The organism is Corynebacterium sp. P3-F1 (genome assembly GCF_030503635.1).
GTDB lineage: Bacteria > Actinomycetota > Actinomycetes > Mycobacteriales > Mycobacteriaceae > Corynebacterium.
Window position 1 is genome coordinate 217,005 of the sequence record NZ_CP129965.1, and the last position, 24,463, is coordinate 241,467.

Genomic DNA, 24,463 nt, shown 5'->3' on the forward strand with positions numbered 1-24,463 from the left:
CGAGGTTAGAACTCTTTGCGCCTGGAACTCCTTCTGCGGCGGCGCCCACCGTTGGTGGTGTGGGGGGTGCTCTGTTTCGGCCCGCGCCGCGAGCCGCCCGAACGCTGGTTGCGTTTCTCAGCAGGTGCCGCGGTCTGGCCCGGCGGGGGGAGCGGATCGCCGGACGGCTTCCGCGCCCCCGTGATTCTAGCAAGCTCCGCGGACCCAGCACTAACCTGCACTTTCTCTGCCTCAACGCCGGCTTTCCGCAGGAGTTGATCCACGTCCTTGCGCTGCTCGTCCATCACGAGTGTGACTACTGTGCCATCGGTTCCCGCACGCGCTGTTCGTCCGGCGCGGTGCAAGTACGCCTTGTGCTCGGCAGGGGGATCGATGTGGACGACGAGCGAAACGTCGCTGATGTCAATGCCGCGTGCAGCGATATCCGTGGCCACCAGCACAGGGAGCGAACCGTCGGCGAAACCGTCGATTGCGCGCGTGCGCGCGCCCTGACTCTTGTCGCCATGAATGCCTTGAGCATTGACTCCGACGCGCCGCAGCTTCTTCACCTGCCGGTCCACGCCGTGTTTCGTGCGCATGAACATGATCGTCTTGCCCTCGCGCGCGGCGATGAGCGGGACAATCTCGTTGCGCGACTCACGGTCGCCGACAAGGAGCTGGTAGTGCTCCATCGAATCGACAGCAGCAGCGGCCGGCGCTGTCGAGTGCGTTACCGGATCGTCGAGATACCGGCGCACGAGCTTATCGACGTCGCCGTCAAGCGTCGCCGAGAACAGCAACCGTTGTCCGGTGCCGGGTGTGGCGTCGAGAAGCTTGCGGACCTGCGGGAGGAAGCCCATGTCCGCCATCTGATCGGCTTCGTCGATCGCGGTGATGATCACGTCGTCGAAGCTCAGCTTGCGTTGGTTGATCAGGTCCTGCGCACGGCCGGGGGTGGCCACGAGAACATCGACGGGGGCGGCGAGAGCGCGGATGTGGTGATTGATGTTCACTCCACCCACCGCCTCGATAACGCGCAAATTCACGGCGGCTGCCGGCTCATCGAGGCGCTGGCGGATCTGTGCGGCGAGTTCGCGCGTGGGGGCGAGAATAAGGCCGCGCGGTCTCCCCGGGCGAGAAGGTTTGCCCGCGAGCAGCGCGAGCATCGGCAGACCGAAAGCAAAGGTCTTGCCGGAGCCGGTCGGTCCGCGGCCGAGGACATCGCGGCCGTCGAGAACAGCAGGGATCGCGGTCTGCTGAATGGGAAACGGTTCGTCGATGTTCTGCTTGCTCAGAACATCGACAATGGGGCGGGGAAGCCCGAGATCTACAAAAGAAGGCACCGGGGGAAGTCTACCGACCTCCCGCGGTGCCCGAGTGAGCGCAACGCTAGTAGGTGATTTCCTCGCGTTCGCCCGACCACGTGGTGTGGTAGGTGCCCTCCATATCGACGCGCTTGTAGGTGTGCGCACCGAAGAAATCGCGCTGGCCCTGGATCAGCGCGGCGGGGAGGCGGTCGGAGCGCAGCGAGTCGTAGTACGACAGGCTGGACGCGAACACTGGGATCGGCAGACCCAGCTGCGTTGCGGTGACCACCACGCGCCGCCAGGAGTCGATCAGGCCATTCTCAAGCTCGCCTCGGAAGTACGGATCGAGAAGTAGGGACGGGAGGTCCGGATCGTTGTTGTACGCCTCGGTGATGCGGTTGAGGAATTTCGCGCGGATGATGCAGCCGCCGCGCCAAATCGTGGCAAGGTCCTGCGGCTTGAGCCCCCATCCGTATTCCCGGGAGCCGGCGTTGATCTCGTCGAAGCCCTGCGCGTAGGCGACGAGCTTGGAAGCGTAGAGCGCGCGGCGGACGTCCTCGATGAACTGATCCTTGTCCACGCCGAGGGACTCCAGAGTGGCAGTCTCGCCGGAAGGCAAGCCTTTCTCCTTGACTGCTTCGCGCTGCGCGAGAGCCGACGACAGGGCGCGCGCGAAGACCGCTTCACCGATGCCGGTGGTGGGCACGCCGAGGTCGAGCGCTTCCTTGACAGTCCAGCGCCCGGTGCCTTTCTGGCCTGCGGCGTCGACAATGATGTCGATGAACGGCTTGCCCGACTTCGCGTCCACTTGGCGCAGGACTTCTGCCGTGATCTCGATCAGGTAAGAATCCAGGTCGCCCTGGTTCCACTCGGAAAAGATCTCCGCCAGTTCCGCCGGCTCGATGCCCGCAGCGTACCGGAGCAGGTGGTACGCCTCGCCGATGACCTGCATGTCGGCGTATTCAATGCCGTTGTGCACCATCTTGACAAAGTGGCCCGCGCCGTCCGGGCCGATGTGCGTCACGCACGGGACACCGTCGGCCTTGGCGGAAATGTCCTCGAGCAAGGGGCCGAGAGTCTCCCACGACTCTTTCGGGCCACCCGGCATGATCGAGGGACCGCGCAACGCGCCCTCTTCACCGCCGGAGATACCGGCACCGACGAAGTGGCGACCCTTTGCGGCTACGTCCTTCTCGCGGCGGATCGTGTCGGTGAACAGCGAATTGCCGCCGTCGATGATGATGTCGCCCTCATCCATGGCCTCGACCAACTGGTCGATAACTGCATCGGTGGCTTTGCCCGCCTGCACCATGATGACCGCCTTGCGGGGACGCTCCAGCGACGCCACGAAATCCTCAATGGTCTCGGAGGGGATGAAAGACCCCTCGTCGCCGAACCGCTCCATCACCGCGCGAGTCTTCTCCGGCGAGCGGTTGAAGATGGCCACGGTGTGGCCGCGGGAGGCGAAATTGCGGGCAAGGTTGGAGCCCATCACGGCCATGCCGACCACACCGATTTGAGCCAGGTCGGCGCCGTTAGCGGCGGGATTGGAAGAAGGTGCATCATTCGAAGTCATGCCATTGAGCATACGCACCCAGTTTTATCGGCGAAGCGAAGCCAGTGACCAATTTCGGTTCATAACCTTTAAAGTCCACCAGTTCAAGCTAGTTTTGTTGATAAAGTCAGTTTTCATGGACATCAACGACCTGAAGCACCTGCAAAACCGCCAGCTCACAGACGAAGAACTCGCAATGCTGAACTCGGCGGCTACCGAGTTCGATTCCTTTATCGGCCTGAAATTCACCGCTTTCGGCCCCGAGAAGATTGTGGCGACCGTTCAGGCGAGCCCGAAGCACCACCAGCCGGCTGGCATGGTCAACGGGGGAGTCTTCTGCTCGATCGGTGAGACTATGGGATCTTTCGCCGGGTTCATCGCAGCTGGTGCACCCGTCGTGGGAATGAACAACAGCACGGACTTGATCCGTAGCGTCAGCGTCGGCGAGATCGAAGCTGAGGTCACCCCGGTGCACGTGGGCCGGCGCACTCAGCTGTGGCGCACGGAAATGCGTTCCGAGGGCAAACTGGTCGCTGTGTGCACCCTGCGCACGATGGTCCTGGATTCCTAGAAAAACGCTCGGGGCTGTATGAGCGCCCCGAAAGGATCTAGAGCCAGTGGTTCTTTCGGAACCACCAGTACATGCCCAGGATCGAGCCGAACATGACAAGGAGCACGACGGGGTAGGCGTAGTGCCAGCCGAGTTCCGGCATGTACTCGAAGTTCATGCCGTACACACCGGCGATCATCGTCGGCAATGCCGCCATGCCGACGACAGCGGAGATCGTTCGCATGTCGCTGTTCTGCTGCATGGAGACCTTGGCCACTGAGGCGTCGAGAAGCGATGAAAGCCGTTCGTCGAACCCCGAGACGTGGTCACTGACGATCATGGCATTGTCCTGGACGTCGCGCAGGTACGAGCGGATCGGTTTACTGAGCAGATCCTTGTGCAATGTGAGTCCGGAACGAAGGGCGGGCCCGAGGGGGTCAGTTGCGTGCCGCATCTCCAAGACCTCACGTTTGTACATGTAGATCTTGTCGATGTTGATGAGATGCCGCGGTGTGAACACCTCGTTCTCCAGCTCGTCGACATCGCTGGAGAGGAAGGTGGTGACCTTCATGTAGTTCTCCACGATGTGGTCGGCGACTTTCCATGCCACCGCGGCGGGACCGAGCGAGGCGATCTCCTGGTCCTCAATGAGCTCCTGCGTAAGGTTCGGCAATTCCGCGTTGTGGCGGATGGTGATGACGAAGTTTTCGCCGAGAAGCATCTGGACCTCGCCCGTCGAAATGATTTCGCGGAGGTCGGCCACTTCCTCGTCATCGCGGTAGACAACGGTGCGGATGACGAAGAAGAGCTGCTCGCCGAAGCGCTCCACCTTTGGGCGCTGGTGCGCGGCCACAGCGTCCTCGACGATGAGGTCGTGAATCCCGAATTCCTCGGCCACTCGCTCCATCTGTTCGGCGGAGGGCTCGCGCAGAGAAAGCCACACATAGCCGTTCTGTGCTTCCCGCACGCGCTCCATTGCGGTGGTGTAGTGCATCGAGCCCGGAAGTGCGTTTCCCTCGACGAATACACGGCAGAAATCCACCGAGCGTTCAACGGGGACCGGCACCGGCCGGGAATCTTGTTTTTGCTTGGTCTGCGTTTTGGTCTTGTTGCGGGGTAGAGGAATTTTCGGCGGCATAGCGACCCCCTTTTCACAGACTCGGCAAACAACCAGCGAGCTGCGCATTCCCTTGGTGAACACGGGAAAATGCGGCTAACCGGTTTTGAACTACACAGATCATACGCCCAGAGCGTCCGGATCGCGGTACTGAAAAATTCGGGCCACGACGGTTAGCCATGGCTAGGCCGGTGGGCGAACGAGAAGATCCGGCTGCGGCCCCGCGTGGGGCTGCAGCCGGATGTGTCAGCTCATTCCGTAAAGGAGAGATGACCTAGTTTTCGCCGTTGGTGTCGCGCAGCTCGACATAGTTGTCGGCATTGTCGCCGGACTCCTTAGCCAGGTTGAGCAGCCCGGTGCGGGCGTGCATCTGCTGGATCGTAGTCGGAAGGTTGTAGCGCTTTGGGGTAAGTGCGTTGAGCGTCCAGGTGAACATGGACACCACCCGGTTGCGCTTGGACACCAGGAAGGACACGTGGACGAGCAGCCACATGATCCAGCCGAGGAAGCCGGCGATTTCCACCTTGCCCATCTTTACCACGGCGTGGAAGCGGGAAACAATGGCCATGGAGCCCTTGTCGAAGTACTCGAACGGCTCCCGTTGGTCCGGTTCCTGCTCGTTCTCGACACCGGCCTTGATCGCCTTTGCGGCGTACTCGCCGGACTGGATGGCAACCTGAGCCAGTCCCGGCAGTTTGTCCAGGTTCATCATGTCGCCCACGACAAAGACGTTGCGGTGATCGCCGACGGACAGGTCCTTGTTCACCGGGACCTTGCCGGCGCGGTCAACTTCAAGACCCGCCTGATCGGCAACCATCTTGCCCAGCGGGGAAGCGGCAACGCCGGCGGACCAGATCTTGGTGTAGGAGTTGATGGTGGTCTCTTCCTCGGTCTTCATATCCTTGTAGGTCACCGAGGTCTCGTCGATATTGGTCACCATCGCGTTCAGGCGCACGGTGACGCCGATGCGCTCCAGCTCGCGCTGTGCTTTGCGTCCGAGGCGCTTGCCAAACGGCGGCAGTACCTGCGGAGCGCCGTCCAGAAGAATGATCTTGGCGCTGGACGGGCGGAAGTTGGAGTACTCGTCGCGGAAGCTGCGGTGCGCCATCTCGGCGATCTGGCCGGCGAGCTCCACACCGGTCGGGCCCGCGCCGACGATGACGAAGGTGAGCAGACGCTCCCGCTCTTCAGGATCTTCGGCGACCTCGGCGCGTTCGAATGCGGTGACGAGGCGGGCGCGGATCTCGAGGGCGTTGTCCAACGTCTTCAGACCCGGTGCGAACTCGGCGAAGTGGTCGTTACCGAAGTAAGACTGTCCGGCACCTGCGGCGACGATAAGAGAGTCGTACTCATAGGTGCGGGTGAACTGGCCTTCGTCGAAGGTGACCGTGTTGTCGTCCAGGTTGATGTCGGTGACGTCTCCGCGGACGATGTCGGTGTTCTTCTGCTTACCCAGGATCTGGCGGGTCGACGTAGCAATCTCACCGGTGGACAGGAGGCCGGTAGCAACCTGGTAGAGCAGCGGCGGGAAGAGGTGGAAGTTGGTGCGGCTAATCAACGTGACATCCACGTCGGCTCCGTCTAGCTCGCGAGCGGCGAAAAGCCCGCCGAAGCCGGAACCGATAATGACAACGTGGTGGCGGTTTCCTGCGGGGCGGTAAGGCTTATCGGACATTAAAGTTAACTCCTTGTAGCAATTGCATGCTTATCCGCCAAGAGATCATACGCGCGTTTGCATACTCCGCGCGTCGTGGCTCCCAAGAGGCGGGTTTCCGTCGGTCTATCCTAGACGGCGTGTCTGACACTCCCGCGATCCCCATGCACTTAGCGACGGTTGATGCCGATCAGTGGCCAAGTGTTGCGGCGTTGCCCACCGGACGAATGCTGGGGTTGCGCGCGCGGTGTGCGGAGGCCCAGTTCGCTGGAGCCTGCGCGCGGGCTGAGCTTGAAGTGGATCCTGATTCCGATCCGGATCTCGTCGTCGATCAGGCGGAGTTGTTCGATCGCATTGCTGTCAACGGCTGGATCGGTCTTGCCGAGGGGTACATGGCGGGAGAGTGGCGCACACAGACCCCGGCGGATCTCGTCCGCGTTATTCAGCGTCTCATCGCAGTCGGTTACAACCCGAGAACCCGCTTGAATGGATCCGCACGGTACAGCGGGGGCGTGGTGTCTCCGGAGCTCGTGGGTAAGTTCGCCGGAGACGGAATGAGCGCTTTCGCCGGGCATTTCGCCACGGGAGTGCCCACTATGGAGCGCATCAGCGTGCCTTCGCATTCGCCGAGAGCGGGGAAAGGCAAGGAACCGAAGACATATTTCGTTTCAGAAACGAATTTCGGCGCGCCACTTGAAACGGAGAAGCTCGATCTCGGCGACGCCCAGGCCCGCAGCGTCAACATGCTTCTCGATGCCGCCGCAGTACGCCCCGGCTCGCACCTCGTCGAGCTTCCGTCATCGGGTGGAGCCGTTGCCATCGGTGCCGCCGCCCGACGTGCAACTGTCGATTCCGTGGTGACCGACCCTGGGATTGTTCGTTCCCTTCGCGAATGTCTCACATTAGGCGGGGCAGAGGATGCGGTTCACATCAGCGTCGTCGATATGCTCCCGGGCGGCGTGAATAGGCGCAAAGCGCGTTACGACGCGGTGGTGTCCGCCGAGCACCTCGAGACCATGCCCGCCGACGTGCAGGCGCGTTATTTCGCACTTATCGACGGCCTCTTGGCCCGTTCTGGGCGCGCTGCTTGTCAGACGGTGGTGTCGACGGGGAAAATGACCCCGCCAGCGGAATCAGCTCTTGAATCGCTGCGCGCCTATATTTGGCCAGGACTCAATTTCCAGACCGTGGAGCAGATCCGCAAGACCGTGGACACACGAAGTGGGCTCCGGATCATTGCGGAAACTCACGCACCCGCGCATCTCGAGCTATCGCTCAATCACCAGCGAACCGTGTTCCAAAGCCAGCTGCGCGAAGCTGCGGCGGACGGGTTCGATGCCGTGTACCGCCGTCTCTGGATGTGGCAACTCGCGCTGCGCGAGGCGCTGGCGCGTGAGGGGATGCTCGATCTCGCTCAATTGACGCTCACTCACAGGCACCGCCGAGGCGTGCGATAGGGCGAACGTGGGGGCCGCCCCCTTAACCTTAGTTGACATAATGTACATTATCGGACAATTGTAGACAAAAGGAAGCGCGGGTGTCGCTACCCGCGCTGATGCTCACTGGCCTCGTTTCCCGGTGGCAGGGTCTCTATTCTTTCTCCAGCCGCAGCCGGATATTCAGCTCGCCGTCTTCCGCGATCTTCGCGGCAACGAATTCCGGTGTCTCCACTTTGTAATCGCTCCGCTTGATGGGAACGTCGGCGTGCACGACGACGGTGTCGCCAGTCCGCAATGCGTTGAACTCCTGCGTGATCTGGTTTGTCTCACCGTGGATGGTCAGATCTCCCGTCAGTGTCACCGCGCCTACGGTGCCGTCCTCTGGGAGCTGAGAGACATCAGCCGGCTCAGTCAGGACGAACTTCGCTTCCGGGTACTTTTCTGTGTGGAGGATCTTCCTCCGCACATTTTCGTCACGCACATCCTTATCCGTGACGATATTGCTCATGTCGACGGTCACCTCGCCAGCGGTCAACGCCCCGCTCTCAATAGTCATCTTGCCCTCAACGTCTTGCGTCGACCCAGATGTCGTGCGCTCATCGCCCGGCAGCAACTCGTTGAACGTGAACCCGACAGACGTTCTGTTCTTGTCGGGCTTACCGGACACGACCCACGTACCGTCCACGTCCGTCGTTGCCGGCTTCGCCCCTTCGGCATCGATACCATCAGTCTTGACCCCCGGGTGCGTGACCAAGGACATGAACAGCGGGACCAACGCCAGCAACGCGAGCAGGACAATGACAGCCACGCCGCCGATGACAATGAGTTTCTGGTTCCGCGTCCGCATGAGTATTCCTCTCTGCCCAGATATCAGCTACCGCATTGAGGCTGCTAACTTCACTGCAGTCTCTCGAGCTTCTTAGCCATGGTAACCAGCTCATCGCAAAGGGACTGAATCTCATCCCGTTGAGCACCCTCATTCGTAGCTGTGGCGATGTCTTCCGCTGCACACCGCAGCTCGAACAATTTGTCTCGGAGTGTGTCTCTCCGCAACTGCCGGGTCTCAGAACCCCTTTCGGGCGTCAGGCGGCGCTGCTCGTAAGCGCGCTGCTTGCATGAATCACTGCAGTACTTGCGCGGGCGCCCTCGGCCCGGTGTGAGCTGAATTTCCTTGTCGCAAAACTGGCAGGTCGGTGCTTTTGTCGCGTTTTGGTTCATGATCGCGGTTCATCTTAGAGTGCAGCTTCGGGCTTTGTGCGTGACACTGTGGGTGGCCCTGCGCGTGACACTGTGTACCTCACCGTGTACGACACGTGTACGACGACACCGTACGGAACAATCCACGCAGTCGGCGCGTTATTGAAGGTGGCCGTTATACTTTAGGCTCGCGACTGAAATGTTTTCGATGAAGGGATAGGTGCAGCATGGCTGATCGGGTGCTACGTGGAAGCCGCATGGGGGCAGTGAGCTACGAGACGGATCGTGACCACGACCTAGCCCCGCGCAGGATGGCGAAGTACCGCACCCCGAACGGTGAGGTCTACGAGATCCCGTTCGCCGACGACGCTGAAATCCCCGAAGAGTGGCCGTGCAAGAACGGCCAGGTGGGAACCCTGATTGAGGGTGAAGGCGTGGAATCCAAACCGGTCAAGCCCCCGCGTACCCACTGGGACATGCTACGCGAGCGCCGTAGCCTCGAGGAGTTGGACGAGCTTCTGGAGGAGCGCCTCGAGCAGCTCCGCAAGCGTCGCCGCACCGCCGCACGCATTGCCAAAGAGCAGAAAGAAGCGCAGGAGAACGGGAGCTAGTTTCCCGTTTTTCAGCGGTTCGCCCGTCTTGATTACGGCGCCGCGCAGTCAAGCGAAAAGCCGGCAGGAGTTTCCCTGCCGGCTTTTTGATGCTCTACTCTCCTAGCGCGCAGGCGCCGAGCCCGCTGTAGCTGCTAATGGCGGTTGTTCAGGAAACGCTGGACTTCGTACTTGGCCAGCTTTGCGCCTTCCTCAGCCAAGTCACCAGCTACGCCGACTGCGTGGGTGACCTTGCCCGGGATCTTGTTCACGCCAAGCTCGTCCAACTGGTAGCGGCCAAGACGCGCGAGCTCGCCGGCTATTTCGGACACCTGAGTGGAGCGGCGCTTCCAACCCCACTTGGTCACCTCGGCCAAGGATTCGCCGGCGAAGCTGGCATCCAACTTGGATTCACCGAGCTCGCGGTCGACGAAGGTGATGGGAACCTCGCGCACGTCGAAGCCCTCCTGCACGGCGCGATCAGCCAAGTCGACCTGGAAGATGTAGCCCTTGCGCGACAGGTCCTCCAGATCGATGGATTCGAGGACCTCGCGGCGGAATGCGCGGTACCCAGCGGTCATGTCGGCCACATCGTCGCCGAGAGCAACCGAGATGTACAGGTTGCCCAGCTTCGACAGCAGGTAGCGGTTCTTCGGCCAGTTCACGGCCTCGCCGCCGTCGACGTAGCGGGAGCCGATGACGAGGTCCGCCCCTTCGTCGATAGCTGAGAGCAGGCGCGGGAGCTGCTCCGGTGCGTGCGAGCCGTCAGCATCCATTTGGCAGAGCACGGCGTAATCGCGCTCCAGACCCCAGTTGAAGCCCGCGGTGTACGCGCCGAGCAGGCCGGTCTTCTCTTCGCGGTGGACAACGTTGATGTGGCTGTCTTCTGCGGCCAGTTCATCAGCCTTATCCCCGGTGCCGTCCGGTGAATTATCGTCGACCACCAGAATGTCCACGTCTGGGTTCGACTCCCGCACACGAGCGACGATCAGGGGAAGGTTCTCCACCTCGTTGTATGTCGGGATGATGACCAAAGTTGAAGCGGTCGCCTTCTCTGTCTCAGTGTCAGCCACAGTCTCTCCTTTTCGCTCACCCTGTCGGACGTAGCTAATTGTCGTTGTTCTGCCGCCCGGTGCTAAGCGGCTTTGCGTTCCCGTTTGAAGCATACCCCCGTCGCGCACCCACGCCTGCGGCCAGCATGACGCCAGCTCCGCCGAGCGCGAGAAGCCATTGGACGATCCGGCCGTATCGCACTGCGAATGTCACGGAGTCCCGCAGCGGTAGTTTCTCCACCAGGTACCCGGGTTGGAAAATCTCTGTGTGCTGGGACACCGTTCCGTCCGGGTGCACAATCGCGGACACTCCAGAGGTAGCCGCCACAACCACTGCCCTGTCCGTTTCCAGCGCCCGGATCCGGCTCATGGCCAGCTGCTGGTACGTCATGTCGGTGAAACCGAAAGTGGCGTTATTCGTCGGTGTCGTCAGAATCTCGGCTCCGGCCTTGACAGCGTCCCGGTATGCGGCATCGAAGGCGACCTCGTAGCAGGTGGCTACACCCACGACATGGTCTGCCATGTGCACGGTGCCGTCACCGTCGCCGGGCTTGAAATCGCCGGCCATGTCCACGTAGGAGGAGAAAATCCGGAAGAAATCCCGCATGGGCATCCATTCGCCGAACGGCTGGAGGAACCGTTTGTGGTGAATATCGCCCGCGCCAGTTACCGGATCGAAGACGACAGCTGTGTTGCGGTCCCCCACCTCGTCTTTGGTCAGTGTGCCGACCAAGACGGGCGCGTCGACAGCATGAACTGCCGCGGTAATCAGGTCACGCGCTTCCCTGTCGCGGAATGGATTCACGTCAGAAGAGTTCTCCGGCCAGAACACCAGATCCGGTTGCTCCCCGCTCGCACCGAGCTCCCTGGTCACGTTGACGTGGTTCACTAGCACGGCGCGGCGTTGAGCGTTGAAGTCCAATCCCATGCGCGGCACGTTGCCCTGCACCGCCGCGACGGTCACCTCACCTGTTGTTGGGCCGGAAGAGTTGATGGACAGCCCAGTGAGCACAGCCACGCTCAGCACAACCGCGGAAGTCGCGGCAGCAGGCACGGCAACCGTCAGGTTCTTCAGCTTCTGGTCGATCAGCACGAGCACCAGCGCGGCCAGCGATGAGCCGAGCAGTACGGTCGCGAACGTGATCAGAGCGGGTCCGCCCCATGGCGCGAGATTGGCCAGCGGGCCGTTGATTTGGCCCCACGCGAGGCGCACCCAGGAGAAACCGCCAAAGGGGAAAGAAGACAGCAGAAACTCGACCGCGGAATAGACAAAGGCGAAAGCAATGAATCCCCACCGCCACCGGGCGACAAGGATGCCGAAGATGCCGGTCAGAATCGACCACAAAGCGAGCGTCACTGAGAGTGCGATCCACGGCAATGCACCGACGAATTCACCCACCCACGGCAGGAGTAGCACGTACGCACAGAATCCGTGCGCGAAGCCAAATAGGGCGCCACGTTTCGCCGTGGGGAGCCCTACGCTATCAGCGCCCACAGCGGGCCACGGCGCGAGCGCCAAGTAAAACAGCATGATGCCGGCGACACCAGCGGCAGCGATGCCGTGCGGCTCGTACGAGAAATAGACCGACACGCCACCGAGTGCGGCGAGAAGGATGCGGGCGATCGTGATGAGTCGCGGGGTGCGCCCCTTCGGGCGCGACTGAAGCGCTGTCGTCATTTGTGGGACTCCCCGAAGTCCTCCGGGCGGGCATCGCGGGACCAGTTCTCGATGTCTACGTCACTGGGGTCCGGTTCTGCATCAATCACAGTGCTGCCGTCGCCGAACGTGCCGTAGGAGGTGCTGCGGCGCTTCATCGGCGATGCGTCGTAGACCTGCACGCCGAAGTCCTCAACGCGCTTTCGCAGGGAATTCGCCATGGATTTACGCACGAGCTCGCGCGTCGGCCGCAGGAGAAGAATGAGTCCCGTCAGCGACGTGACGTAGCCGGGAATGATCGCAAGCGCCCAGCCGGCGGCCACGAGCGCTGTTCCCCCGGCGAATTGACCGACTGTCCCGTTGCCGGATGAGGCACGCTCCAGCTCCGAACGCAGCGCCGGGGATGCGGCGAGCGCGCCGATGAGCATGAGCGCGAAGATGCCAACGAGAGCCCAGCCGACACCAACGAGCCGGCTCACGCCCCAGAACGCGAGAGCTTCGATGAGGAAGTAAACGAGAATCGGCATGGGCACAGACTACCTGCCGCCTGCTGGTTACCGGGGCATGCGCCGCCAGACCGGTCGAGGAACACAGCGCATCACCCAGGCGAGGAGCTGGAGCGCGCGAGGAATCCATACCGTCCGGCTGCCCTTCCCCATCGCCGCGACAACTGCGTCGGCGACGGAGTCCGGGGTGACGGACAGAGGAGCTGGAGTCATTCCCTCGGTCATGGAACCGATGACGAATCCGGGGCGCGCGGTGATCAGCGACACGTCCGTTCCGTGTAAACGGTCCGCGAGCCCCTGGCAGAATGCGTCCAGACCGGCTTTAGTCGAACCGTAGACGTAGTTCGCCCGCCTGGCGCGCCAGCCGGCGATGGAAGAGAACGCGAAAATGTGCCCGGAGTCCATGACGTCGGCGAGCACAGTCAACATGCTCACCTGCGCGGTGTAGTCCACCATCGCAATGTCCACGGCATGCCGCTCGTCGTGCTCGGCTTGGGCTTGGTCGCCGAGTATGCCGAAGGCCACGATCGCGGTGGTGATCGGCCCCGACTGAGCTGCGTCGTCAATGACAGCGCGGTGGGAGGCGAGGTCGACGGCATCGAATTCGATGGAGCGCACGCTCGCGGCACCCGCGTCGCGCATGCGCTTTTCGACGTCTCCCAGCTCCCCCGGTTTCCTACCCGCCAGCACCACATCGCGGCCCGCGCACAGGCGCACTGCTACTTCCCCGCCGATGTCGCTGGTGCCACCGAGCAGGAGCAAGGTGCCGTTGTCGTAATTAATGGAGCTCACACCGGGCGATTATATGCGCGCGGTATTCAACCGGCGGGCGCCCGTCTCCTCGAGCACGACGATGTCTTCGATCCGCATTCCCCATGACCCAGGTATGTAGATGCCCGGTTCAATCGAGAACACCATGCCCGGTTGCAGCACCGTTTCGCTGCGCGCGATGATGAACGGCTCTTCGTGCAGTCCAAGCCCAATACCGTGGCCTAGCCTGTGCGTGAAGTACGCGCCGAACCCGGCCTCGTTGATGCGTCCGCGGGCAACTGCGTCGAGGTCCCCAGCAGTCATACCGGGACGCGCCGCCGCGACGGCATCGGCTTGCGCGCGCCGCAGCGTCTCGTACGTGCCAGCGACGTCCTTTGACGCATTCTCCGGTCCGCCGACGATGTAAGTGCGCGTGCAGTCTGAGTGGTATCCGGCTCCGACGGTGCCACCGATATCGACGACGACGGGATCTCCCACCTCTAGGATGCGGTCCGAGAAATCGTGGTGGGGGTCAGCGCCGTTCGGGCCGGAACCGACGATGACGAAGTCAGTGCGGGAATGCTCGCGGAGGATCAACGCGTCCAACTCCTCGGCCACATCCCGCTCCGTCCTCCCAGGCTGTAGCAGATCCGGGACAGCGGCATGGACGCGATCGATGGCGGAGGAAGCGAAAGCGAGTTGCTCGATCTCCTCGGGGCGCTTCACCATGAACGCCGAAGCGAGAACTTCAGAGGCCAATTCGATCTCGCCGCAGACATCGCGCAGACGGAGAACGTGGTCGGCGGTGAGCGAGCTGCCCACCGCTACAGGGCCGGGCCCGGTAGCGCCGTCGACCAGCAGATACGGATCCTCCCCATCGTGCCAGGTGACCATCGTAATGCCGGGCATGTCGCCGAGGCCGGCCAGCGAGGCAGCGTCGGTCGCCGGAGCCACCAACCTCGCATCGCCCACTGGAGGAATGACGAGTGCCGTCAAGCGTTCGTGAGAGCTCGTCCACGAACCCGTCAGATAGGCCAATTCGGGCCCGGTGGCGATCACTGCCGCACCGAGTCCGCGCTCCCGCACCGCGTGTTGTACGCGGTTGCGGCGGCGCGCGTAGACATCGGAAGGAAATGTCTGGGGCAGGTTCGCGGAAGAAAGGTGTTCGGTCATGTCCCCATGCTAGATCCACCAGGTTCCACCGTTATCGGCGTCGATCCAACAAGCCTCTAGGATCGGACCCATGTTCCCCGACGCGCTGGTACGTCTGTCCTGCCGCGGCGCGTACTGCAGCGGCACGTTGCTTGCGCCCGACATAGTGCTGACCTGCGCCCATTTCTTCCAGGAGTACCCGGATGGCGTGGTGGTCCGCAGCCGGGGAAAGATCCAGACGATCAAGACCGTTGACATCGTGCCCGGCACCGATATTGCGGTGGTGCGGATCCGGCCCTTCCATCATCTCGGTGACGTACCGTTTCCGCAGTTGGGCGGCGCACCGTCACCCGGCCAGTCAACGGCGACGTTCGGCTTCGGCGGCCGAGCCGCGCGGCTCCAAGTCCGCGACGGCCGCTGGATCACCCTCGTTCCCCTGGCATTGTCGCGCACGGGTTCTCTCGTGCGTCCGGCGGGGTTTGTGTTCAACCGCACACCAGCTCTCAAAGGCGACTCGGGTGGGCCGGTTCTGGTTGGCGGCAGGATCGCGGGCATTCAGTCGTTGATCGTCGACCCGCTCGGCTGCAACTCGCACGTCGCCGTAGTCAATCTCCTGACGGAACCACTTCGGGAGAAGCTGGAGGTCCGTACGGCCGAGGTGTGGAGCTAGTTGCCGATCGCCACGACCCCGCGGCGGATCGCCTCCACTGCACGGCGGGCGTTGTGCTTGATCTCGTCGGAGTACCCGGTCTGCACGATCTGCTCCAATAGATCGATGACCTGGCGGCACCAGCGCACGAAGTCGCCGGGTGTGAGCTCCGCGCCGGACTCCGCTGCGGCGGCCAGCGCATAGCCCAGCGGTGCGCCGGCGGCCCACTGGTGGACTGACAACGCGAAGCCGGGGTCCGGAACAGCAGTCGGCGGCAGCCGGTGACGCTGTTCGTCGCTGGCCAACTCACCGTAGATACGCTGTGTCGCGTTCATCGCGTCGGCCATGCGGTCGGTCGCGGCCTCGGGGTATCCGCCGGTTGCTTTGCGGTTCTCAAAAACACACATGGACGCGACACCGGCGAGTTCCGCCGGATCGAGCTCGTCCCAGATACCGCGCTTCAGGCACTGCGCGACCAAGAGGTCGGACACGTTGTGGATGCGAGCGAGGCGTTCGCCTTCCTCGGTGACGGTGGGTTCGCCGTCGACAAGCTCGACGTAGTCCATCTCAGTCAGCAGCCCGATGATGCGCTCAAACATCTTGCCGAGGGTGTCCGTTTGGGTGTCCACGCTGACCTGGGCCTTCTGCAGAGCGCGTTCTTCCCGCGCGAGATACTCGCCGAGACGAGCAAGCCGTTCACGTTCTGCTGCGGGCCACGAGTGGACGGGGTGGGCGCGGATGGCGTCGCGAAGCTCAAGCGTGCGTTTTGATGTCCGCGTCCGCGCTTTTTCCTTGAGGTTTTTCGGCGCGTGGAAACGCCCGCGGCTGAGCTCTTGGACCACCTTTCGCGTGTGTCGGCGAGGCTTGTGGGCAATGTCGCGGGGCACCTTGATGCTCCCGACGACCACGGGCGCGTTCCCGAACGACGCCGCGTCAATGCGCCCCGACCAGCCGCGTTCCGTGGTGATCCACGGCCGCGGATCGTCTTTCCTTCCCGCGGGCGCCACCACCGCGGCGAGCTCCGGGCGGCGCTTCGACGGCAACGCGATCACGTCGCCGACCTGCAGCCGGCCCAGCACTTTCTGGATCTCCTTGTGGCGCTCCTCGATGGAGGATTTCTTGGCCTTCTTCTCTTCCTCGGCCAGGTCGCGGCGCAAACGCGTGTAATCCACGAGCTGGGCGGCGACATCCCCGCCGGCGTCGTCGAAGCCGAGTTCTTGCACAGCCGCGTCAAGCTCGGCGCGCAGCTTATCGACGCTCCCCCGCTGCCTCTCAATCTTGCGCACCTCCCCGACGACGCTGCGGTCGGTCTGGAACTGGGCGAAGGACTTCTCGATGAGCCGGATCGAGTCCTCGAAACCGTTCATCTGCAGCATGTTGATCGCCATGTTGTACCCGGGGGTGAACAGCGAGATCAGCGGGTAGGTGCGAGTTGAGGCGAGTCCCGCCACCTGACGTGGATCCATTGCCGGCGCCCACTGCACCACCGCGTTGCCGATGGTGTCGATGCCGCGGCGGCCCGCACGACCCGTGAGCTGCGTGTACTGGCCCGGCGTGAGGTCGACGTGGGCGTCGCCGTTGAACTTCACCATTTTCTCCAACACGACTGTGCGCGCCGGCATGTTGATGCCCAAGGCGAGTGTCTCGGTGGCGAAAACAACGCGGACGAGCCCTTCGACGAAGAGTTGCTCGACGATGTGCTTGAACGCCGGCAGCATGCCGGCGTGGTGGGCCGCGAAACCCCGCGACCATGCAGTCTTAAGCTGGCGGTAGTTGAGGACATTCAAGTCCTCGTCGGGAATGCCCTCCACTCCCTCATCGGCGATCTGCTTGATGCGTTCCGCCTCTTCATGCGTGGTCAATTCCTTCCGGGAACGCAGGCACTGGAACAGAGCCCCGTCGCAGCCCGCGCGGGAGAAAATGAAGACGATCGCGGGGAGCATGTCGCGCCCCCGAAGCGCCTCGACGACCTCGGGCCGGCCCACCGGACGTACCCGGTCCTGGGAGCGTCGCTCGCCACTGCGCCTGCCTCCGGACCGGGCACGGAAACCGCGGCCTTCTTCGAAGTCCCGGCGACCTTCATCCGCACCCGACTCGAGCCGCTCGATGGTGCGTTCAAGTTCGCGGTTGACCTGGTCGGTGCCCGGCTCGAACAGCGGCATGATCTTGCGCTGCACCATCATGAACTGGTTGAGCGGAACCGGGCGTTTCTCGGAGACGATCACGTCGGTGTCGCCGCGCACCTCATCGAGCCATTCGCCGAATTCCTCCGAGTTCGACACCGTCGCGGAGAGTCCGATGATCCGGGCGGATTCGTCGAGGTTGAGGATGATTTCCTCCCACACCGCGCCGCGGTCGCGGTCCGCGAGGTAGTGGATCTCGTCCATGACAACATGAGACAAGCGGTCCAGCGCCGGCGATTCGGCGTAGATCATGTTGCGCAAAACCTCGGTGGTCATTACAACGACCTCAGCATTGCCGTTGATGCTGGTGTCGCCGGTGAGCAGCCCCACCGCATCTTCGCCGTGCTCGGCGACGAGGTCGTGGTACTTCTGGTTGCTCAGCGCCTTGATCGGAGTGGTGTAAAAGCACTTCGTGCCGCGAGAGAGCGCCAGCGACACGGCGAACTCCCCCACAACAGTCTTGCCGGACCCGGTCGGCGCGCACACCAGCACGCCGCGGTCGGCCTCGACGGCTTCGCAGGCCTCGATCTGAAACTCGTCGAGGGGGAAAGGCTTGTTCGCGCGGAACTCATCGAGGTGCATGCTCCCCACCCTAACCTAGGGTTAGAGCACGTCGTCGAAGAAGTTCGGGGTGCTCGCGCGCCCCCGTATCGACATCGGTTCTGCCCCGTACTCCCCTCCACCTGATGCGGTCACAGGCGCGGGCGCTGCCAGGTTGTCGGGACCGGCGATCGGGGCAGCCCCACCGATACCGCCTGCGGAACCGACTGGCGTGGGGGCAGCGATGGGGCCGGACGCTTCATCGTCGTCAAGCGAAGCCCATTCGCTGAGGTCCTTCGCTCTTCTCTTGTCGTGGACGCGGCAGAACTGGAACGCCAACTCCACGAGAAGTGAGAGGGACAGTGACAGCACCAGCATGGAGAACGGGTCTTGGCCCGGGGTGATGAACGCCGCGAAGATGAACAGAATCACGACGATGATCCGGCGCTTGTCCTTGACCTGCTCGTACTGCAACAGTCCGGCAAGATTCAGCATGATGATCACCAGCGGAACCTCGAAGCTCACACCGAAGATCACGATCAGCGCCAAGACGAAGTTGTAGTACTGCTGACCGGACAACGCCGCGATCTGGTACTCCTGCCCGATCGACATGAGGACGTAAAGGCCCTGATCGACGATGAAGTAGGCGATCAAGGCACCCGCCACGAAAAGCGTGACAGCAAGTGTGACGAAACTGAGCGTCCACCGACGCTCATTCTTGTGCAGGCCGGGTGTGATGAACGCCCAGAGCTGCTGCAGCCACACCGGCGAGGAGACAACGAGACCGGCGAGGAAACCGACTTTAAGACGCAGCATGAACATCTCGAACGGTGTCGTGGCAATCAAACGGCATGTTCCGTCTGCCGTCAGGTCAGCGCGTAGCTCTTCGGGCAACGAGCAGTACGGCCTGCGGATGATCTCGCCGAGCGGCATGACGGGACCGGGCGCCCACTGGTACCAGATGAACCCGAAGATGGTCCCGGCGAGAATCGCCAGCAAAGAAATGATCACGCGCCGCCGCAGCTCTTGGAGATGCTCCGTGAGGGACATGTTCCCCTCGGGATCTCTGCTCTTTTTGCGCGGTGCGCGCACCTTGGACGCCCGCTTCGGGCGCTTCGTTGATACCGGTTGTCCCACGGGTGCGGTTAGGCGTTAGGGTTGGTGCCCGGCTGATTCGGCTGCTGGTTCTGCGACTGGTTCCAGAACCCCTGGTCAACGCTCTGCTGGCCCTGGGTGGTGGGGCCCGAAGTGATCTCGCGTTGCGGCTGGGTTTGGGTCTGCGGCGCATCCTGCTCGACGTTGGCGGCGGTGGCCCCCTGCTGCTTGCCGTCGTTTTGCATCTCGTTGACCTCGGACTTGAAGATGCGGGCGGAGCGGCCCACGGAACGTGCCAGCTCCGGCAGTTTTGCGGAGCCGAAGAGCAGAAGGACGACGAAGACGATGAGGAGGATTTCCATTGGGCCAAGGCTCGGCATTGGATGTCCTTTCAAAAAAACTAGTCACATTGAGCGTGGATCACGTCATTTTAAGCATACCGCTCGAGTGCCGTCGCGCCGCGCGCGGCGAGCTCGCGGGTAATCGCTGGGGGTGACACTACTCTCACCCGGTCGGCCTGGCTGAGGCAGAACCGAATTAGCCAGTCGTCATTGCCGTACGGCATCGTCGCCGCTACCCAGCCAGAACTGGGATCGTGGTTCGCAGTGTCCACGAACTCGATCTGCCAGTAGTCCGCCAACCACGTTGCCTCGGTTCTGATGAGCAATTCCGCCACTTGGGCTTGCCGAAAGCCGAAGGGATCGTCGGCATCGTAGTCCATGTGGGGGGCGGGGGTCGATGGGGCGTCGAGAAGCTGCGCATCCTGGATGCGGTCGAGCCGGAATGTCTTCGCTGCGCCGTCCTCGAATGCGGACAGGTAAGTGTTTCCGTCCCTATGGAACAGACCCAGTGGTGAGACCGTGCGGGGACGGACGGTGTCTGACGTGGCCGAATGATAGGTCACTTCCAGCATCCGACGCTGCGCCAAAGCCTGCGAAACGATTGCTTCGGGCCCCGTGGTCTGCGAGTGTTCCGCATCGGGCACGCCAGCGGAGCGGACCACGTCGCGGAGTTTCTGTGCCGCGGAGTTCACCGCGTGCTGATCAATCAGACCTGGCATCGTTTCCAGCGACTCCAGGGTGAGCAGCAGAGCGTTCGCTTCCGTGGGCGTCAGCCGGAGCGGGGTGTTCAATCCCTGGTCGTCGATGACGGTGACGCCGGTCCATTCCGCAGCTAGGTCGATGAGTTCGCCAGGGCCGCTGCCCACGCCGGACATCTGTAGCCGGCGCAGATTCTCCATCACCTCAGCGGGAGTGTGCCCGAGGTCGCGCGCGATTTCCATTGGAGTCGCCTGCGGGTGCTGGTGCAGGTACGGGATGAGATTCAACGCGCGAACAAGTGCGGCGAGCTTCTCCGGGCTGTCTTTCCTCTCAGCCATCGCTACCGTCTCCTTCTACCGACGCATCGGCGGCGGCGCGCAGGAGCGCGATCACGTCAGCTCGGACGTCCTCGGGCTCCTCCACCACTGCGTGCGGTGCGAAACTCGCCGCGGTGCGAACGAGCCAGTCGCGCTCGACGCCCTTTAGCGCAACGCGTTCTCCGTCAAGCGGTGTGCCCGCGGCAGCGAGTTCGTGCGCCGTTCCAGGGTCTATCGCGACAACAGCATCCACAACAGGCCCGCGTAGCGAGTCCTCGACGACCTCCTGCAGCGGGCGGTTTGGGTGGTGGAAATCGCAAGACTGCACCTTCCGGATATCGGTCACGCGCACCGCGCGGAAACTGCGTTCGGCTCCGCGGTCCACGTCATAGCCCACCACGTAGGCGCGGTTGTTCAGCGCGACAATGCCCCACGGGTCCATCGTGCGTGTTTGCGGCTCGGCGGTGGGCGACGGGCGGTACGTGAACCTCATGCGGGTATTCGACCGCACGCAGGCGGTCACAGCTGTGACGGTGTCCGCGTCGAGCCGCGAGATGTCGTTGTCCAGCGCCGCGATGGGCGGCGCGTCGAATGTGCGGGTGGCGCCGCCGGCGGCGATCTTGGTCCAGCCGGAGCGGGCGAACGCCCCCAAACTGCCGGTGGTTCCAAGATCCCCGGCAAGACCCAGCACAAAGGCTTCTTCGTCGGTGAAGGAAATCGGAGGGAGCTCGTAGATGTCCTTATCCACCCAGATCAGGCCGTACTCCATCCGGGCGGGTACACCAGCGCGTCGCAGCGAACGCACGTCGCGGTTAAGCATCCGGTTAAGTGCCACGTCGGTGCGGTCCCTGTACCCCTCGACGTGGCCGCGCACCCACTCGTAATCGCGGGGCCCCGCAGAACCGAGCAAGGCGAAGGTGAGGTTGGTCAACCTCTCCACCACGCTTGTCTGCTCAGCCACGGATCCCTCCTTGCGCGTCGTTCAAATGCTCGCGGTTTGCTTCCATATAGCTAATCAGATCGGCAATGCGCGCGTCGGACGTGGCAAAGGGGTCCTGCAGGTCCACGGTCTGCGGCTCCGGTCGATCGACCTTCAGGTGCACCCAGTCGACGGTGTAGCGGGCACCGAGCTCACGGGCACGCTCGAGGAAGTCCGCGCGCAACGCCGCGCGGGTCGTCTGCGGAGCTGTCTTCGCGGCCTGAGCAATCGCCTCGTCGGTCGTCCACCGCTCGACCAGTCCTTTGCGCTGAAGCAGGTAAAACAGTCCGCGTTCGCGATCAATGTCATGGTAGGCGAGGTCAATCTGCGCGAGTTTCGGATGCGACCAGTCGCCGCCGAGACGCGTGCGGTAGCGCTCCAGAAGATCGTGTTTGATCACCCAGTCAATCTCCCCGGCAACCGGGGCGAAATCCTGCTTCTCGACGCATCCCAGCACCCGCCCCCACAACTCCACCACACGGGAAAGCTCGGCATTGGGAGTGCCTTCATCCGGGCGTTGCGCCAGCCAGGAGCACGCGGCCGCGTGCACAGCCTGCTGCACTTCGAGCGCTGTGACGGTGGAGCCGTTCTTGAGCTCAAGCGGCGTGCGGCCGGTTGGGTCGAGGGCGATCTCCTTGATGCGCGCGATCGGGTCGGCGACATCGAATGCGGGTATGTCCCACTCGGCCTCGAGCATCTCGATGACCAGTTGCGTCGAACCGATCTTCAGCGCGAATGTCGGCTCGGCCATGTTCGAGTCCCCGACGATGACGTGCATGCGGCGGAAGCGGCTGGAGTCGCCGTGGGGCTCGTCGCGGGTGTTGATAATGGGCCGTGTCCGCGTCGTCGCCGAGGAAACACCCTCCCAGACCTGGTCCGCGCGCTGCGACAGGACGAAGCGCCCGTGTTTGCTGATCATCCCGGCACCGCACAGCAGCTGGCGGGTGATCAAGAACGGCAAGAGGCGTTTACCGAAGTGCTTCAGCGAAAGCTCGCGGCTGATCAGGTAGTTCTCGTGGGTGCCGTAGGAGTTGCCGGCAGAGTCGACGTTGTTCTTGAACAAGTAGACATCTCCGCCAATACCCTCTGCCGCGAGCGCGCCCTGCGCCTGGGCTGCCAGATCGTTGAAGAGCAGCTCGCCGGCTTTGTCGTGGTTGAGCAGCTGTGTCAGCGAGTCGCATTCAGCAGTCGCGTATTCCGGGTGCGCCCCGACATCCAGGTAGAGCCTGGCCGCGTTCGCCGTGAAGATATTCGTGCTCTTGTATTGCGCCACTACCGGGCGGAACAGGTAGCGAGCGATCTCGTCGGGGCGCAGGACTGCCGCGCCATCGCGGGTCGCAGTGAGGCCGAATTCGGTCTCCACACCCATGATGCGGCGTGGATACACCGTGGGTGCCGCAGTTGGCGGGGATGCGGCGGCTGGATCGCCGGTCACTACTGCCCGCCCTTTTGCACGTAGGAGCGGACAAATTCTTCCGCGTTGGTGTCCAACAGCGCGTCAATCTCGTCGAGCAGGTCGTCGGTGCCCGACGTGTTCACATTCACTTGGCCGGCATCTTGCGCAGCACCGGAATCAGAATCGTCGCCGCCGCCGGAGATGTTGATCTGTTTGTGAGCCATGCCCTCTACTCTACTTTCCGTCCACCAGTGCGGCGACGAGGTCGTCAACCCCGTCCGCAGTATCGAGCAGCTCGCTGACATCCGCCTTTGTGAACCCGTCGACGGCATTGAGCGGCACCGTGCGCGGTCCCTCGGCCGTGTCGAATTGGATCGACTGCCAGCTCGAGGCAATGACGTCCTCACCGAATTCCGCAGCCACACGGCCACGGAAGTACGCCCTTGAATTCTCCGGCGGGTGGGCCGCCGCATGCTCAATCTCTTCCTGCGTCGCCAACGTGCGCATCCGGTCGGCCCGCACCAGAGTGTGGTAGAGGGACTTCGCCGGATCAATGTCTGCGTACTGCAGGTCCACCGCCTTCAATTTGGCGTCGCTCCAGGCCAGACCGCGGTCGACGTACCCTTTCACCAGCGCGTACTTCGCCGTCCAATCCAATCGGTCCGCCGTTAACAGCGGGTCGCGTTCAAGGTCGTCGAGCACCTCGGTCCACAGTGCGAGCACACGCTTATCGACGCCCCCCTGCCCGCCGTTACCCCCGCTCACCCGGCGCAGATACTCGCGCTGGAGGGAGATGGGGGTGTGCACGGTGCCGTCGATAAGCGAAAGCTCATGCGTGAGAGTGAGGTCGCGCGAGGTGGCTTTGAGCTCGCTCACCGGGTCCTTGAGGCGCAGATCGCTGAAGTCGACACCGGCTTCGATCGCGTCGAGGACGAGTTTCGTCGTGCCGAGCTTGAGGAAGTTCGCGTACTGCGACATGTTCGCGTCGCCGACAATGACGTGCAGGCGACCAAACAGTGCTGCGTCCGCGTGCGGCTCGTCGCGGGTATTGATGATGCCGCGATTCAGCGTCGTCTCCAGCGAGATCTCCTGGAAGAAATAGTCCGCGCGCTGCGAGATCTGGAAACCGTCGGTCTCCCCCTCCTCGCCGATGCCGACGCGGCCGGCGCCCGCAAAGATCTGGCGTGTGACGAAGAACGGGATGAGCCCCGCCGCGATGTCCTCGAACCGCGTGGCACGCGAGTACTGGTAGTTTTCGTGCGCGCCGTAGGAGGCGCCCTTGCCGTCCACATTGTTCTTGTAGATCTTTAGCGGCGGGCACGGCTCGTGCCCCTGGAGCACGCTCACGCTTTCGCTGTAAAGCTGCGCGACGCGGTCCGCCGCCTGCCGCAGGATGAGGTCCCCCGCCGCGTCGTACACCATTGCGCTGTAGGCGTCCGCCACCTCCGGCGACGAATACTCCGGGTGCGCGTGATCAACATAGAACCGCGCCCCGTTCGACGTGACCACGTTTGCCACACCGATCGCATTCGGCGCCACCACCGGCACCGTGTGATAGCGCTTCAAATCGAAACCGCGGCTGTCCTTCAGCGGGTGCTCATCCTGGTAATCCCAGCGCGCGCGGGCCGCCGTGTTCATCGCCGCATATGCCACTACCGCATGCGTCGAACTCACGATCGGACTCAACGCCATGTCCGCCGGTGTCGTGATGCCGTATTCGGTCTCCGTGCCCATGAAACGCGTCATGGGTGTCGAGCCT

The 24,463-nt window shown here is 63.0% G+C and carries 23 protein-coding genes; 4 read left to right on the plus strand and 19 right to left on the minus strand.

What is annotated here, in order from left to right:
- Positions 1 to 5 precede the first annotated feature (5 nt).
- Both QYQ98_RS01005 and gndA read right to left on the minus strand, forming a co-directional pair.
- Positions 6 to 1,322 carry a DEAD/DEAH box helicase gene (locus QYQ98_RS01005; RefSeq protein WP_302006921.1) on the minus strand — a complete coding sequence of 439 codons (1,317 nt, stop codon included), beginning with the start codon at positions 1,320 to 1,322 and terminating at the stop codon, positions 6 to 8.
- 46 nt (positions 1,323 to 1,368) lie between these two features.
- Complete coding sequence (gndA, locus tag QYQ98_RS01010; protein ID WP_302006922.1) at positions 1,369 to 2,862, minus strand: NADP-dependent phosphogluconate dehydrogenase; 1,494 nt, start codon at positions 2,860 to 2,862, stop codon at positions 1,369 to 1,371.
- Positions 2,863 to 2,977: 115 nt separating this feature from the next.
- Here gndA and QYQ98_RS01015 point away from each other — a divergent pair, with 115 nt between their 5' ends.
- Positions 2,978 to 3,412, plus strand: coding sequence for a PaaI family thioesterase (locus tag QYQ98_RS01015; protein ID WP_302006923.1), 435 nt, complete (start codon positions 2,978 to 2,980; stop codon positions 3,410 to 3,412).
- 37 nt (positions 3,413 to 3,449) lie between these two features.
- On the opposite strand, the gene QYQ98_RS01020 is transcribed toward QYQ98_RS01015, so the two are convergent.
- On the minus strand, positions 3,450 to 4,529 hold the full coding sequence (locus QYQ98_RS01020) for a magnesium and cobalt transport protein CorA (RefSeq protein WP_302006924.1): 1,080 nt from the start codon (positions 4,527 to 4,529) through the stop codon (positions 3,450 to 3,452).
- A gap of 253 nt (positions 4,530 to 4,782) precedes the next feature.
- Positions 4,783 to 6,183 carry an NAD(P)/FAD-dependent oxidoreductase gene (locus tag QYQ98_RS01025; RefSeq protein WP_302006925.1) on the minus strand — a complete coding sequence of 467 codons (1,401 nt, stop codon included), beginning with the start codon at positions 6,181 to 6,183 and terminating at the stop codon, positions 4,783 to 4,785.
- 119 nt (positions 6,184 to 6,302) lie between these two features.
- Between QYQ98_RS01025 and QYQ98_RS01030 the strand changes: the two genes are divergently transcribed.
- Positions 6,303 to 7,619 (plus strand): class I SAM-dependent methyltransferase, encoded by a 1,317-nt coding sequence (locus QYQ98_RS01030; protein ID WP_302006926.1) that lies wholly within the window; start codon positions 6,303 to 6,305, stop codon positions 7,617 to 7,619.
- A 133-nt stretch (positions 7,620 to 7,752) separates the two neighbouring features.
- On the opposite strand, the gene QYQ98_RS01035 is transcribed toward QYQ98_RS01030, so the two are convergent.
- Complete coding sequence (locus QYQ98_RS01035) at positions 7,753 to 8,448, minus strand: YceI family protein (RefSeq protein ID WP_302006927.1); 696 nt, start codon at positions 8,446 to 8,448, stop codon at positions 7,753 to 7,755.
- A gap of 50 nt (positions 8,449 to 8,498) precedes the next feature.
- Positions 8,499 to 8,819: a hypothetical protein gene (locus QYQ98_RS01040; protein WP_302006928.1), complete on the minus strand. Its 321-nt coding sequence runs from the start codon at positions 8,817 to 8,819 to the stop codon at positions 8,499 to 8,501.
- Between the two features lie 206 nt (positions 8,820 to 9,025).
- Here QYQ98_RS01040 and QYQ98_RS01045 point away from each other — a divergent pair, with 206 nt between their 5' ends.
- Complete coding sequence (locus tag QYQ98_RS01045; RefSeq protein WP_302006929.1) at positions 9,026 to 9,409, plus strand: RNA polymerase-binding protein RbpA; 384 nt, start codon at positions 9,026 to 9,028, stop codon at positions 9,407 to 9,409.
- Between the two features lie 134 nt (positions 9,410 to 9,543).
- Here QYQ98_RS01045 and QYQ98_RS01050 read toward each other — a convergent pair whose 3' ends face one another.
- The 5 genes from QYQ98_RS01050 to QYQ98_RS01070 are packed head-to-tail and all read right to left on the minus strand — an operon-like array spanning position 9,544 to position 14,526.
- On the minus strand, positions 9,544 to 10,461 hold the full coding sequence (locus QYQ98_RS01050; RefSeq protein ID WP_302006930.1) for a polyprenol monophosphomannose synthase: 918 nt from the start codon (positions 10,459 to 10,461) through the stop codon (positions 9,544 to 9,546).
- Positions 10,462 to 10,495: 34 nt separating this feature from the next.
- Entirely contained in the window at positions 10,496 to 12,118 is a 1,623-nt protein-coding gene (lnt, locus tag QYQ98_RS01055; RefSeq protein WP_302006931.1) for an apolipoprotein N-acyltransferase, read from the minus strand.
- On the minus strand, positions 12,115 to 12,624 hold the full coding sequence (locus QYQ98_RS01060) for an FxsA family protein (RefSeq protein WP_302006932.1): 510 nt from the start codon (positions 12,622 to 12,624) through the stop codon (positions 12,115 to 12,117). Before QYQ98_RS01060 ends, lnt begins: the two co-directional genes overlap by 4 nt.
- 27 nt (positions 12,625 to 12,651) lie before the next feature.
- The gene (locus tag QYQ98_RS01065; RefSeq protein ID WP_302006933.1) at positions 12,652 to 13,395 is read right to left on the minus strand and encodes an SDR family oxidoreductase; all 744 of its coding nucleotides are present in this window, start codon (positions 13,393 to 13,395) and stop codon (positions 12,652 to 12,654) included.
- Between the two features lie 9 nt (positions 13,396 to 13,404).
- Positions 13,405 to 14,526, minus strand: coding sequence for a Xaa-Pro peptidase family protein (locus tag QYQ98_RS01070; RefSeq protein ID WP_302006934.1), 1,122 nt, complete (start codon positions 14,524 to 14,526; stop codon positions 13,405 to 13,407).
- A 70-nt stretch (positions 14,527 to 14,596) separates the two neighbouring features.
- Here QYQ98_RS01070 and QYQ98_RS01075 point away from each other — a divergent pair, with 70 nt between their 5' ends.
- Positions 14,597 to 15,175 (plus strand): serine protease, encoded by a 579-nt coding sequence (locus QYQ98_RS01075; RefSeq protein ID WP_302006935.1) that lies wholly within the window; start codon positions 14,597 to 14,599, stop codon positions 15,173 to 15,175.
- On the opposite strand, the gene QYQ98_RS01080 is transcribed toward QYQ98_RS01075, so the two are convergent.
- The 8 genes from QYQ98_RS01080 to dop all read right to left on the minus strand — a co-directional run bounded on the left by QYQ98_RS01080 (position 15,172) and on the right by dop (position 24,450).
- Positions 15,172 to 17,928, minus strand: coding sequence for an RNA helicase (locus QYQ98_RS01080; RefSeq protein WP_302006937.1), 2,757 nt, complete (start codon positions 17,926 to 17,928; stop codon positions 15,172 to 15,174). The two genes, QYQ98_RS01075 and QYQ98_RS01080, sit on opposite strands and share 4 nt — an antisense overlap.
- A gap of 12 nt (positions 17,929 to 17,940) precedes the next feature.
- Positions 17,941 to 18,927: a twin-arginine translocase subunit TatC gene (tatC, locus tag QYQ98_RS01085; RefSeq protein WP_302006938.1), complete on the minus strand. Its 987-nt coding sequence runs from the start codon at positions 18,925 to 18,927 to the stop codon at positions 17,941 to 17,943.
- Positions 18,928 to 19,022: 95 nt separating this feature from the next.
- Positions 19,023 to 19,352, minus strand: coding sequence for a Sec-independent protein translocase subunit TatA (gene tatA / locus QYQ98_RS01090; protein WP_302006939.1), 330 nt, complete (start codon positions 19,350 to 19,352; stop codon positions 19,023 to 19,025).
- Positions 19,353 to 19,402: 50 nt separating this feature from the next.
- On the minus strand, positions 19,403 to 20,350 hold the full coding sequence (locus QYQ98_RS01095; protein ID WP_302006940.1) for a YafY family protein: 948 nt from the start codon (positions 20,348 to 20,350) through the stop codon (positions 19,403 to 19,405).
- Positions 20,343 to 21,290 carry a YafY family protein gene (locus QYQ98_RS01100; RefSeq protein WP_302006941.1) on the minus strand — a complete coding sequence of 316 codons (948 nt, stop codon included), beginning with the start codon at positions 21,288 to 21,290 and terminating at the stop codon, positions 20,343 to 20,345. Before QYQ98_RS01100 ends, QYQ98_RS01095 begins: the two co-directional genes overlap by 8 nt.
- Positions 21,283 to 22,677: a Pup--protein ligase gene (gene pafA / locus QYQ98_RS01105; protein ID WP_302007781.1), complete on the minus strand. Its 1,395-nt coding sequence runs from the start codon at positions 22,675 to 22,677 to the stop codon at positions 21,283 to 21,285. The genes QYQ98_RS01100 and pafA overlap by 8 nt, the downstream gene beginning before the upstream one ends.
- A 65-nt stretch (positions 22,678 to 22,742) precedes the next feature.
- Positions 22,743 to 22,928, minus strand: coding sequence for a ubiquitin-like protein Pup (locus QYQ98_RS01110; RefSeq protein WP_302006942.1), 186 nt, complete (start codon positions 22,926 to 22,928; stop codon positions 22,743 to 22,745).
- Positions 22,929 to 22,938: 10 nt separating this feature from the next.
- Entirely contained in the window at positions 22,939 to 24,450 is a 1,512-nt protein-coding gene (gene dop, locus QYQ98_RS01115; protein ID WP_302006943.1) for a depupylase/deamidase Dop, read from the minus strand.
- Positions 24,451 to 24,463: the final 13 nt, after the last annotated feature.